The sequence below is a fragment of the Paraburkholderia humisilvae genome, from assembly GCF_902859855.1.
Classification (GTDB): domain Bacteria; phylum Pseudomonadota; class Gammaproteobacteria; order Burkholderiales; family Burkholderiaceae; genus Paraburkholderia; species Paraburkholderia humisilvae.
Map to the genome: position 1 here is coordinate 272,337 of NZ_CADIKH010000004.1, position 12,707 is coordinate 285,043.

8 protein-coding genes are annotated in these 12,707 nt (G+C 63.4%); 6 read left to right on the forward strand and 2 right to left on the reverse strand.

Going from position 1 to position 12,707, the window contains the following annotated elements; genetic code table 11:
- The first annotated feature begins 941 nt into the window (after positions 1-941).
- The 4 genes from HV796_RS05785 (at position 942) to HV796_RS05800 (ending at position 8,541) form a co-directional block, all read left to right on the forward strand.
- Positions 942-2,414, forward strand: a complete 1,473-nt coding sequence (locus HV796_RS05785) for a sigma-54-dependent transcriptional regulator (RefSeq protein WP_175225495.1) — start codon at positions 942-944, stop codon at positions 2,412-2,414.
- Between the two features lie 472 nt (positions 2,415-2,886).
- Positions 2,887-3,759: a 2OG-Fe(II) oxygenase family protein gene (locus HV796_RS05790; protein WP_175225496.1), complete on the forward strand. Its 873-nt coding sequence runs from the start codon at positions 2,887-2,889 to the stop codon at positions 3,757-3,759.
- Positions 3,760-4,079: 320 nt separating this feature from the next.
- Entirely contained in the window at positions 4,080-5,720 is a 1,641-nt protein-coding gene (locus HV796_RS05795) for an MFS transporter (RefSeq protein ID WP_377695382.1), read from the forward strand.
- 214 nt (positions 5,721-5,934) lie between these two features.
- The gene (locus HV796_RS05800) at positions 5,935-8,541 is read left to right on the forward strand and encodes a mechanosensitive ion channel family protein (protein WP_175225498.1); all 2,607 of its coding nucleotides are present in this window, start codon (positions 5,935-5,937) and stop codon (positions 8,539-8,541) included.
- Positions 8,542-8,563: 22 nt separating this feature from the next.
- Here the strand turns inward: HV796_RS05800 and HV796_RS05805 are convergent, their stop codons facing one another.
- Together HV796_RS05805 and HV796_RS05810 are read right to left on the reverse strand one after the other, a co-directional pair.
- Positions 8,564-10,078, reverse strand: coding sequence for an ATP-binding protein (locus tag HV796_RS05805; RefSeq protein ID WP_246355713.1), 1,515 nt, complete (start codon positions 10,076-10,078; stop codon positions 8,564-8,566).
- Between the two features lie 5 nt (positions 10,079-10,083).
- Positions 10,084-10,800: a response regulator gene (locus tag HV796_RS05810; protein WP_175225499.1), complete on the reverse strand. Its 717-nt coding sequence runs from the start codon at positions 10,798-10,800 to the stop codon at positions 10,084-10,086.
- Between the two features lie 475 nt (positions 10,801-11,275).
- On the opposite strand from HV796_RS05810, the gene HV796_RS05815 reads away from it, so the two are divergent.
- Positions 11,276-12,412, forward strand: a complete 1,137-nt coding sequence (locus HV796_RS05815; protein ID WP_175225500.1) for a porin — start codon at positions 11,276-11,278, stop codon at positions 12,410-12,412.
- A gap of 124 nt (positions 12,413-12,536) precedes the next feature.
- Entirely contained in the window at positions 12,537-12,689 is a 153-nt protein-coding gene (locus HV796_RS05820; RefSeq protein ID WP_175225501.1) for a DUF3563 family protein, read from the forward strand.
- The last annotated feature ends 18 nt before the right edge of the window (positions 12,690-12,707 follow it).

A 12,707-nucleotide genomic window follows, 5' to 3' on the forward strand; every position in this document is an offset into this window, starting at 1 on the left:
AATGATCCGTACGATGTACGAATCATTCGCTCCACTCTTCTTCCGACGTCGCCCCCCATTTGGCCCCGCCGCCTCCACGTCTCGCGGTAGTCCCCGACCGCGAAACGCAAAGTCCCCAAATTGCTGCCCAGTCCCGGTTCACTGTTTCGACCGATGTTTCCGGACAGCAACGAATCCGTTGTGGCCGAGCTATCGCAATGGGTGTGCCATGAGGGCGCAAACCCTTGTGGCACCGTGCTTGGTGCGCTGGCGAACATGGGCGGATCTGTCTTTCAGGTTGCCGACGTTTCGGGACCGAAACATTTTTTGAATAGGGTTCGGTATGCGAATCGCGTGCGAAAGAGCCAGGCGGCGCCGGTAAGAAAGACCGTGACGTGTCCGCAAACCCGCGACGGCTATGACTTTGCGGTCAAATCTGCCGGCCGCCGAGCGGGCCGGATTCACGTCAGACATGGCGTGGCAAATATGTCGCAACATTGAGACAACGCGCGATGCACGCGTTTGAAACGTTCACTGGGTTGATTCCCGGTTGATACGGGTCGGCGCGCAAGCCTTTCCTGGCGAGGCTTCGTGTTGTTCGCCGATGAATCACCGGCGGGCCGCACGACCGCGCGGCCGGTTTCTGCATCCTGATTTGTGCTTATACAAACGCGTTGACCTTTCCATTATTTTTACTTCACGTGCCGTATTCATGCGACGATAGGAACGTCGCCCACGGCGACGGAAATGTGCAGGAGCGCAAAGGAATGTCCCGTCGGGCGGACCACTGCGGCACGGCGCAATGCGGCGCGACACGTAGGCAAACGCGGAACGCAAACGCAGCACGTGCAACGCACGATCAGGTTCGCGAAGACGGACCGGGCCATAACGACCGCTGTCGAAATCGAAGGATCACTGGCCGCGTGCCGCCGCGCCCGGCCAATATCCAACCGGGGGGTACCATGCATTCCACCTCAACGACGGGCGCCGCCGAGCGCACCGTGCTTTGCATCTCATCCGCACTGGACGAGCCTCTCGCGCAATTCCTGACGGCGGCCGGCTGGCATGTCGTCCATGCGAAAACGCCTGCCCTCGCCGAGCGTCTGCTCGACCGCGGCGACATCAAGGTCGGCCTCGTCGACCTGCCTGAAGACTGTGCCGCGCAGCACCTGTCCGCGCTCGAATCCTTCATGCAGCGTGGCGAGACGAACTGGGTCGCGCAGATTGCGCCGGGCCGCTCGGACGACGAACCGACCAGTCGCTTTATCCTCGACTACTGCTTCGACTTCGTCACGAAGCCCTGCCTGAACGACCGGCTGGTCTTCGCGCTCGGCCACGCGCATGGGCTTTCGAGCTTGCGCCGCACGAGCGTGAAGCCGAAGCCGTCGCTTGGCCGGCACGGGATGGTCGGCCACAGCGAGCCGATGCAGCGGCTCTACCGGCGCCTCGACAAGTGCGCTCAGACCGACGCGCCGGTGTTTATCGCCGGCGAATCGGGCACCGGCAAGGAGCTGACTGCGCGGGCCGTGCACGACTGTTCGGCGCGCGCGAAGCGGTCGTTTGTCGCGATCAATTGCGCGGCGATTCCGCCGACGTTGTTGCAAGCGGAGTTGTTCGGCCACGAACGCGGCGCGTTCACCGGCGCGCTGCAGAAGAAGATCGGCCGCATCGAGCACGCGGACGGCGGCACGCTCTTTCTCGACGAGATTGGCGACATGCCGCACGAATGCCAGGCGGTGCTGCTGCGCTTTCTGCAGGAAGGGACGATCGAGCGTCTCGGCGGCAATGCGCTGATCAAGGTCGACGTACGCGTGATCTCCGCGACCCACGTCGACCTCGAAGCGGCGGTCAGCGACGGGCGCTTTCGCGCCGACCTCTATCACCGGCTGTGCGTGCTGCGTCTGGACGAACCGCCGCTGCGCGAGCGCGGTAGCGATATTCGCCTGCTCGCCGACTACGCGCTCAGCATGTACCGGCAGGACGGCACTCACAAGATTCGCGGCTTTTCGAGCGGCGCGGTGGTCGCGATGTCGAACTTTGCATGGCCGGGCAATGTGCGCGAACTGATCAACTGCGTGCGGCGCGCAGTCGTGATGGCTGAAGGACGGTTCATTACCGAAGCGGACCTCGGCTTGCCTGTTGCGAACAACGCACGTCCGAAGACGCTTGCCGAGATCCGTACGCAGGCGGAAATCGAGGCGATCGAGGAAGCGCTGCGCCGACATGGTCACAACCTGTCGTCCGCGGCGGCCGAACTCGGCGTATCGCGCGCGACGCTGTACCGGCTGATGAACGCGAACCGGATACAAAGCGATATCACGTCGATGCGGCAGGGACGCCGGCACGGGTCTGCAAGCGACGATCAGGACCCCGACGAGCCTGCTGCGGACGACCACGATCGGCACATACGGCCGCTGCCTGCCGCCGCACTCTAGTCAGGCAGGCTGTTAAACGAGGCCTCGCGCAGCATGCGGCATTTATCTCGTTTCGCCACGGCATCTCGCGAACCGAAGCAAGGCCGTCGCGCTGCGCGACTGTCTGATCGATACGATCGCTAATCCATCAACCGCGCGTCGCGCCCTCGAACGACAACGGCGCGGCGCGTTCCGGCACTCCTCGCGTGCGCGCACGTTAGCTGATTTTTCGCGAGAAAAATGAAAAATATCCTCCGGAAATGATTCAACGATTTCGTTTCCATCTGTGGTTATTTAACCAGAAACTCTCATGATTTTATCCGACGTTCTAATGCGGCACAAAAAATAATTTGCATGAATTCCTGTCCGCCGCTAATCTGTTTAATATAAAAATTAGCAGGCTGGAATCCTCCCGCGAGAAAGGAGCTCTCCGCAGCGCACAGCAAATCCTCATGACAGAAGTAAATTTTCATGCTTCATATCGAGTCTCACCATGCAATCTGATTTATCGAAACACGCGAGTACCAATACCGCATCATCGACCCGGATAAACGATCAGATAGATTTCCCGGAATGCGCCCGGGAGTTAATTCATTCCGGATGGAGTATTAACAAACTACCGATCGCATTGCAGGCGCATTTCTGGGATGCACTCGACTTGTATGCTAATGTCGGTTCGGATGTGAAGTCCGAATTTTCCTTTCCCGACCATACCGATGGTTTTCTGCCGTTCGGCATGGAATACGCCAAAGCAACGCATCAGCCTGACTTGTGTGAACGCTATTGCTACTGGCACAAGGACAGGCGCCGTCACGAAGCCCACGCGTTTTCAGGATCCGAGTTTTATCGTGCAATATGCGGCTATGAGTCCGGGATCTCGGAAGTCGCGCAAGGTGTATTGGATTCGATCTGCGGTTTTTTCAATGTTTCGGATCCAGTCGACATCCGAAATAGTTCCTACATACAGCTTTGCGCATACCACAAGCCGCCGAGAAGACCGGACCGTGAGTATTTGCAAAACCGTCACGAGGACGGACATTTACTGTCAATCATAAAGGGGAATCGGGACGGGCTGGTGATTTTCCCGCGTGGCGAGCGGCTTGTAGTTCGATTAGCGGACGATGAAATGATCGTGATCACGGGGTCATTACTCACTCTGCTCTCCGACAATCGGATTCCATACATGGATCATGCTGTGACTAACCCATGTGTACCGGTTGCGCGTTTATCCATCGTCTACTTTGTCATACCTGATTTGACGAGAAAGTATACGAGCTTCATGAATTGCAAACAACTCGATCTCGTAGCTGTCGCTAACGAAAGCCATCAAGCCTTCGGAAATAACCCGTTCAGCGCGGCAGCTTGAAACACTCTCCACTGCGTGGTGCTGTTATTTGCGATTCATGCAATCCGATCTGGGTCGATGCGAAACCTCGTCTCGCGTCTCTTTGGATGTCGTTATTGCCGTCATCATGTTCGTAATGGCAGTTGCCACCGTCCAATCAGCGCGCTCAATAGCGACATAGGCGACCGTGCCCGTTACCCGCCAGGATTCGGCGACCATCATCCAGCGCCGGCCAGCCGCCGGATGCGGCGACGGCTTGGGCGCGTGCGGACTGCACGCGGCGCTGCATACCATCCGCCGCCGTTGTTATGCTTGACCGTATCACCGGCACGGAAGCGAACTTGGCCCCTCCCGATCCCGATCGTTCCGATCCCCCCACGCGCGGCGCGCCATCGTACCGCCCGGCCGTCGCGGTGAGCGCAAGCCCGTGCGACGAACTCGCTATCGTCGGCGCGCGCGGCTCCCCGCGCGACCGCCCGTGCCGCTATAAGCGGCTTGCCCTCGTGGCCACGATCCTCGGTTCGAGCATGGCGTTTATCGACGGCTCGGTCGTCAATGTCGCGCTGGCCGCACTGCAGGCGGAACTGCACGCGAGCGTGGCGGCGATTCAATGGGTCGTCGACGCCTATCTGCTGATGCTCGCGTCGCTGGTGCTGGTCGGCGGCGCGCTCGGTGATCGCTACGGCCGGCGCAGGATATTTGTCTGCGGAATCGTGATTTTCATGCTCGCGTCGGCGGCGTGCGGGCTTGCGCCCGATTCCGCGACCCTGATCGGCGCGCGCGCGGTGCAAGGAGTCGGCGCCGCGCTGCTCGTGCCGAGCAGCCTGTCGATCATCGGCGCGGTGTTCGACGACGCCGAGCGTGGCCGTGCGATCGGCATCTGGGCCGGGTGTGCCGCGATCACGTCGGCGTTTGGGCCGGTCGCGGGCGGCTGGCTGGTCGATGCGTGGTCGTGGCGCGCGATCTTCTTCCTGAATCTGCCGATCGCCGCGGCGACCGTCGTGCTGGCGTTGCTCGCGGTGCCCGACAGCCACCAGCCGAACGCGCCGCGGCGCATGGACTGGGGCGGCGCGGCGGCTGCCGCGGTGGGCCTCGGCGCCGTGGCGTACGGGCTCACGCTCGCGACGACCCACGGCTTCGTGTCGCCCGCCGTGCTTGCGTCAGTGGCGGGCGGCGGTATCGTGCTGATCGGCTTCGTGATGATCGAAGCGACCAGCAGGCAACCGATGATGCCGCTCGACGTATTTCAATCTCGCGACTTCAGCGGCGCAAATCTGGTGACGCTGCTGCTCTATTTCGGTCTCGGCGGCACGCTGTTCTTTCTGCCGTTCACGCTGATTCGCGCGCACGGTTTCACCGCGACGCAAGGAGGCGCCGCACTGCTGCCGATTCCGTTGATCATCGGCGGACTGTCGCGCTTCGCGGGCGGCGGGCTCACGGACCGTTTCGGGCCGCGCGCGCTGCTGACCGCGGGGTCGATCGTCACCGCCGCGGGCTTTGCGCTATTCGCGCTCGTGCCGCTTTTTGGCGGCGATGCGTCGTACTGGAGCGCATTCCTCCCGGCGCTCGTGGTAGTCGGTCTCGGGATGACGCTGAGCGTGACGCCGCTGACGACGACTGTCATCGCGTCGGTGGACAGCGAACGCACTGGTCTCGCATCGGGTATCAATAATGCGGCCGCGCGTGTCGCAAGCCTGATCGCGATTGCGGCGCTGGGGATCGTGTTCACATGGACACATGAGGCAGCGCTGTCGGCACGGCTCGATGCGTTGCATATTCCGCACGAGGCAAGCGCGGTGCTACGCTCGGTTGCGCCCAGTGCGAAGCAATTCGACCGGCTCGCACCACAGCGCGACGGGCGGGTTGCGCTCGCGGAGCGTGCGGCGCTTGATACGGCGTTTCGCGCGGTGGCGCTGGTTTGCGCGGCCGGTGCCCTGGGCGGTGCGCTGTGTGCGGCGCTGATGATTGGGCGGCGCAGGTAACGACGCGCGACATGCCGATGCCGGCGCGCGGAGGGCACAATCGCGGCCATCTGACCTGTCCCGCGGGAACGTCAGAAAGCTTTGGGCACACAAGTTGCGGCCGCGACCACCACCGATTCCGCCCCATTCAAGGAACTTGCAGTCCCTCAAGCAGTCGTTTTTACTTTTATTAGATTTGATCCGACCCGGCGCTGCGACGCCGCCTCAACGTTCTATGCGCAAACTATTCATTGCCTGGTTTTTTGTCGTACTAACGCTGCCGGCCCTTGCCGCCGCCGCGACCGATTCGTCGACGCCGCCGGCGGCCGCCAGCGACGCGGTGCCCTCTCCCGCACCTGCTGTCAAACTCACCCCCGACCAGGCCCGCCAGGCGCTCGACGTCCTGAACGATCCGCAACGTCGCGCGCAAGTGACCGACACACTGCACGCCATCGCCGCCGCGGGCGCGCTCGCGACGCCGGCCGTCCCGGCCAGCCCGGCTGCAGCCACTGCGGCGCCTGCTTCGGCCGCGAGCACCCCGCGCGCGCTCAAATCGAACGGCCTTGCGGCGCAACTGGCGCGTCAGGGCGCCAGTTGGCTCGAAGTAGCCGGCGCATCGATCAAGCGCTCGACCATCGTGCTGCTCGACACGAATTCCATGCGCGCCTGGTGGCACGGTGAAGTGCAAAACCCGCAGGAGCGCGCAAAGCTGGCAGGCATTCTGTTCGCAATCGTCGCCACGCTGCTGCCGGCGATCGCGATCGAATGGATCGCGCGCCGGCTGCTGCGGCGCGCGCGCGTCGCGATCGCCGCGCGCCGCAAGTATCGCGAGGCCGTGCTCGGCATCGCGCCGGACGATGACGCGGACACCGAAGCCGCGCGAGCGGCGGGCGCGCCCGTGTCCGCTGCGCCCGCGCCGCCGGAGATACCCGCTTCCGCTACCAGCACCGAGCAGTATCAGAAGGAAGTGCGCAGCCAGCGCCAGGCGGCGACGCACTGGACCCTGCTGCAACGGCTGCCGCTCGCCGCGCTGCAATTGCTGCTGCGCCTGCTACCGCTTGCCGTGTTCGTCGCGGTGGCGAGCGTGCTGATGTCGATCCTCTCCGAGGACGACTCGCCGCAAGATCACGCGCTCAATACGCTGATCGACCTGTATGTGATCTGCCGTGCGATCGTGATCGTTTGCGGCTTCTTCCTGCAGCCCGACGCACCGGCGCTGCGACTGTTCCGGATGCCGGACCGCTGGGCGATTTTCGTGCAGCGCTGGGTGATCTGGATTGTCAGCTCGATCGGTGGCGGCATCGCGCTGGTCGAAATCGCGCTTGCGCTTGGCCTCTCCGAATCCGCGCATCTGGCGCTCGTCAAACTCGTCGCACTGGCGGGTCATGTGCTGCTGTCGGTGATGATCCTGCAATGCCGCAAGCCGGTCGCCCAAGCCATCCTGGCGCGCGCGCAGGACAGCAGCAGTCCGGTCAAGCTGGTCGGCGAAGGGTTCATCGACCTGTGGACCGGCATCGCGATCTTCATCGTGATGGCGCTGTGGTTCGTCTGGGCGCTCGACGTGCAGAACGGCTACCGGACGTTGTTGCATCTCGGCGGTATTTCTGTCGCGGTGCTGATTGGCGCACGCGTCGCGTCGATCATCGTATTCGGCGCACTTGGACGTCTCTTTCGCGCGGAAGACGAGGATTCGCACACGCTCGTCCATCAGCATGCGTACCGTTACTATCCGCTCGCGCGCCGCATCGTGTATGTGGCCATCGCGGTCGTGACCGTGCTGATCCTGTTGCAGGTCTGGCATATCAACGTATGGCAGTTTTTCGCGGAAGGCACGGTCGGCCACCGGCTCGCGTCCGCGCTCGTGACCATCTTCGTCGCCGCGTTTATCGCGCTTTTCGTGTGGGAGGCCGTAAACGTTTCGGTTGAACGGCGCCTGGCGCGCTGGACGGCAAGCGGCGATCTGCTACGCGCGGCGCGGCTGCGCACGCTGCTGCCGATGCTGCGCAGCGCGCTGCTCGTCGTGATCGCGCTGGTCGTGGTCCTGACGGGCCTGAGCGAGCTCGGCGTGAACACCGCGCCGCTGCTCGCGAGCGCGAGCATCTTCGGCGTCGCGCTCGGCTTCGGCTCGCAAAAGCTCGTGCAGGATTTCATCACCGGCATTTTTCTGCTGATGGAAAACGCGATGCAGGTCGGCGACTGGGTCACGCTCGCGGGCGTGTCCGGCACCGTCGAATATCTGTCGATTCGCACCGTCCGGCTGCGCGGCGGCGACGGCTCGCTCTACACGGTGCCGTTCAGTTCGGTATCGACGGTGAACAACACGAATCGCGGCCTCGGCAACGCCGCGGTCAGGGTGAGCATCATGTTCGGCGCGGACCTCGATCTCGCGATCGAAACGCTGAAGGAAATCGGCGCGTCGCTGCGCGAAGACGATCGCTTCAAGGACGGCATTCTGTCGGACTTCGCTTTCTGGGGCGTCGATGCGGTCGACGGCGCGTCAGTTACGCTGGCGGGCCAGGTGCAGTGCCGCGACTCGGCGCGCTGGGGTGTACAGCGCGAATTCAACCGGCGCATTTTCGAGCGCTTCCGTGAGAAGGGCATTGCGATGACCAATCCGCAGCGCTCGGTGCTTGCGCCGGAAGATGGCCGGCTGTCGGTGGCGCAACTGAACGGGCGCGGCGAGCCGCAGGACGATCTCGCCGCCGACGGTCGTGCTGCTGCCGGATCGCGCAATGGTGCGCGTGACGAGCGTGACACGGATGAAGACCCGGATGCGGGTCGAGAGCGGGATGTGAAACCGGGCCCGAGACCGGACCGCCCGACGAAGCGGGACACGAACTGAAACGCGCGCAGCTGGTTCGCGCTCAGCCTGCGTGCGGCAGCGTCAGCACCGCGTCAAGCCCTCGCGGCGCGCGATTCTCCAGCGTCAACGTGCCGCCGTGCGCGGCCGCGACGCTGCGCGCGATAGTCAGGCCGAGCCCGGTGCCTTCTGCGCTGCGTCGCGACGCAATCCTGAAATACGGCTCGAATACCCGCTCGCGCAATGTCGCATCAGCGATACCCGGCCCGCGATCGCTAATCACAATCCGCACGCTGCGCCCGCTGGCCGTCACCTGCACCGCGGCGCTCTCGCCGTAGCGGATCGCATTGTCCAGCAAGTTCTGCAGGCAGCGCTTCAGGTTGCGCGGATAGCCGGGCACCGGCTGCCCCGCGCTGCCCGTGACGCTCACCACATGGCCCGCTTCGCGCAGGTCTTGTGCAAGACCTTCGAGCATCGAGTCAAGATCAATCTCGTGACGCGTCTCCGTGATCTCGACGCCTTGCACCGCGTCGAGCGTCGCATTCACCATCGCTTCCATTTCGTCGAGGTCGCCGCGCAGCCGCTCGCGCCACGCCGGGTCCGGCAGCATCTCCGCACGCAGCCGCAAACGCGTAAGCGGCGAGCGCAGGTCATGCGACACCGCGGTCAGAAAGCGCGTACGTTGCGCGATGCTGTCGACGAGTTGCCGCTGCATCGTGTTGAACGACTGCGCGGCGCGTCGCACTTCGAACGGGCCGGTCACCGGCAGCGGCGGACGATGGATATTGCGGCCGAGCGCGTCAGCCGCTTTCGCGAGATGCCGCAGCGGCTGCACAGCGAATCGCACCGCGATCAGCGCGAGCACGCATACCGCGGTGAAGCGGATCAGATAGATCCGTACCAGGTAGCCGAACACCAGCGAACCCGGCTCAATCTGCCCATCGGCCTGACCTTCGTTCGCGTGCGCGTCGAGCCAGCCTTGCCAATCATCGCCATGCAATTTCAGCTGCACGTGGAAGTCGCCGGTCGGCATCCGCGAATCGAACAGGCTCAGGATGCCGCCATGCCCGCCGTCGTCGCGCACCTGAGCGTCGAACACGCGCATCTCGACTGGCGCACCGATGCGCCGCTGCAGCACGCCGCGAATCAGATCGCCCGTGACCTGCCCGGCGATCGGCGTGTGCGGCACAACGGCGGCCGTGCCTCGCGCATGATGCGTGGCCGCAGCCGTCGCCGATCGCGCCGTGGAACTCGCATCTGAGTGCGTCGAGGGCGCGGCCATCCACTGCAGCCGATAGTTCGCATCGCCAAGCTGTTGCGCAAGTGCATGGCGCGCCGCGTCGTCCGGCGCCAGTGCGATCAGGCGCGCAGAGTCGGCAAGACGGCTGGCGAAGAGCCTGGCCGGCATCTCGAGCGCGCGGGTCTTATGCGTGTCGAACCAGATGGTGCTGGTGAGCAATTGTCCCGCGAACATGCCGATCGCGAGAACCATCACGAGCCGCCCGAACAGCGTGTCGGGCCAGATGCGCAGCCGCAGGCGCAGCCCGATGCGGCGCCGCGAACACAGTTTGATCGGCATGCGGCTCACGCCTCGAAGACGACGTCCGCCATCAGCATGTAGCCCTCGTTGCGCACCGTACGGATCAATGCGGCGCGCCGCGCCTCGTCCTTCAGATGATGTCGCAAGCGGCTGATGCAGACGTCGATGGAACGGTCGAGCGGCGTGTGCTCCTTGCCAAACACATGATCGAGCAGAAACTCACGCGACAGCGGCCGTTTCGGATGATCGAGCAGTGTGCGCAGCGTGCGATAGTCGGAGCCGCCCAACGATACGACCACACCGTCCGGCGACAGCATCTGCTTCATTCGCGTATCGAGCCGCCAGCCGGCAAAGCCGACATACGAGCTCGCGTCAGCGGCGCGGCGCGCGGGCGCCGCGCCACGCGCGCGACGCAGCACCACCTTGATCTTCGCGACCAGTTCACGTGGGTCGAACGGTTTCGGCAGATAGTCGTCGGCGCCCATTTCAAGGCCGAGAATGCGGTCGAGCAATGCGCCGCGCGCACTCAGGATGATGATCGGCACGTCATGATCGCGCCGCAGTTCGCGCGTGAGGTCGAGGCCGTCCTCGCCTTCCAGCATCAGGTCGAGCACCACCAGATCGACGCGTGCGCTGTGCATCACCTGCTTCATCTGCATGCCGCCCGTCGCGGCGCTCGCCTGGTAGCCCATGCTGTGCAGGTAGTCGCGCAGCAGTTGGCGGATGTTCGGATCGTCATCGACGACGAGAATATGGTCCATCTGAAACTCAGGTTTTTTACTGCCGGATTGCTCGTTCGCAGCCGCCGAACGCGGGGTTTCGCGCGTCGACACATTCCATTACAAAAATGCGCCGCCTCAACACATTGCCATTACATCCAGTCGCTAAAGTTGGCGCCTCAAATAGCAATCGTTCTCATTAATCACTATAGCATGTCGATTTTCCGGGCTTCACTTTCCGCGCACGCCAATCGCTTCAAAGCGCAATTGCTTGCAATGCGCTTACGGTTTTTGTCGATGACGTGCGGATGATCGGGCGTCTGACCGGCCGCCGCACTCCATGCATGACGCCGGTTCCAGACGACATGCTCGACAGCTTCCACCGGGGATAGCCAGCCGGCCGCGACGCGGCCCAGCCAGCCCGGCTTTCACGCCTGCCAGATGCAACGCCGCGCGCGCCGGTCCATGCCGGCCGCGTGCGAATGCATGCGGCCCGGGCGCTATCAACGGGGAATGGATGAAACGCACTCTTATCGCCGCGGTGTGCGCGGCGGGTTACGCGTGCCACGCGGACGCGCAGTCGGCGGTGACGCTGTACGGACTCATCGACGCGGGCATTTTCTACGTCAACAACGTCCAGGGCCACAGCGCGTGGCAAGAGGCAAGCGGCGACGTAACAGGCAGCCACTGGGGCCTCGTCGGATGCGAAGACCTCGGCGGCAGCACGAAAGCGATATTCGAAATCGAAAACGGTTTTAGCGTGACGAACGGTACGCTACGCCAGGGCGGGCGACTGTTCGGCTACCAGGCGTATGCCGGCCTGTCGAACGCGCGCGCCGGCACGGTGACGCTCGGCCGCCAGTACGACTCGGTGGTCGACTATCTCGCACCGTTGAGCTTCACCGGCATGCATCCGGGTGGCAACAATCTGTCCGCGCATCCGTACGACAACGACAACCTGAACAACTCGTTTCGCGTGAACAACTCGATCAAATACGCGAGCGTGAACTATGCGGGCCTGAAATTCGGCGCGCTGTATGGCTTCTCGAACGACACCGGCTTCGACAACAACCGGCTCTATAGCTTCGGTGCATCATACGACGCAGGGCCGTTGACAGTCGGCGCCGGCTACTTCCAGGCGAACAACGGCGGCGGCAGCAATGTCAACGGCGCATTGACGCTGACCGATCGCACCTTTATCGCAGCACTGCAACGCACGTATGGTGCGGGCGCCGCGTACGCGTTCGGTCCGGCGCGGGTGGGCGTGGTATGGACACGCACGCAACTGGGTGGGCTCGATACGATCAACGGCCCGAACAGCCTCGGGCTCGTGCAGAACGGCCAGGGCGCGAGCTTCAGCAACTACGAGGTCAACGCGAGCTACCTCGTCACGCAGGCCCTAAGCGTGAGCGGTGAGTACACGTTCACGGATGGCGCATTATCGACTGCAAGCGGTTCGCATCGCCCGAAGTGGCACGAAGTCTCGGTGCAGGCCGACTATCTGTTTTCGAAGCGCACCGATGTCTATCTGCAGACCAGTTATCAGCATATCGATAGTGACGGCTCCGGTCTCACGGCGGATATCGCCGGCCAGAGCCCTTCGTCGAACGATCAGCAACTGGTGGTCGCCGTCGGCCTGCGGCACCGGTTTTGAGCGGCGCGGCATGATGTGAGCCGCAGGCGGCCGTGTGCTACCGCAGTCTCATTTTCTGCTCATTCTCGGCCGATACGATACGTCTCCATAGAAGCACTTCACACCCCACTCCCTGGAGACGATCATGTTTGCATATCTCATCGAAAAGATTGGCTGCTGGTTTGACCGCCATGACCAGCGCCAGCGGGACCGCTATCTGGAAGGATCGGCCGATCTCGCGGAAGTCGAGCGCCGCATGCGCCGCTACGACGCGCGCGACTTCGCGAGCAATCTTTAAGCGTTGTGCGTTAAGCGT

Excerpts from the sequence above, each read along its gene's own strand:
- HV796_RS05815 (WP_175225500.1), top strand. The coding sequence starts at position 11,276 with ATGAAACGCACTCTTATCGCCGCGGTGTGCGCGGCGGGTTACGCGTGC.
- HV796_RS05800 (WP_175225498.1), top strand. The coding sequence starts at position 5,935 with ATGCGCAAACTATTCATTGCCTGGTTTTTTGTCGTACTAACGCTGCCG.
- HV796_RS05790 (WP_175225496.1), top strand. The coding sequence starts at position 2,887 with ATGCAATCTGATTTATCGAAACACGCGAGTACCAATACCGCATCATCG.
- HV796_RS05820 (WP_175225501.1), top strand. The coding sequence starts at position 12,537 with ATGTTTGCATATCTCATCGAAAAGATTGGCTGCTGGTTTGACCGCCAT.
- HV796_RS05805 (WP_246355713.1), bottom strand. The coding sequence starts at position 10,078 with ATGCCGATCAAACTGTGTTCGCGGCGCCGCATCGGGCTGCGCCTGCGG.
- HV796_RS05785 (WP_175225495.1), top strand. The coding sequence starts at position 942 with ATGCATTCCACCTCAACGACGGGCGCCGCCGAGCGCACCGTGCTTTGC.
- HV796_RS05810 (WP_175225499.1), bottom strand. The coding sequence starts at position 10,800 with ATGGACCATATTCTCGTCGTCGATGACGATCCGAACATCCGCCAACTG.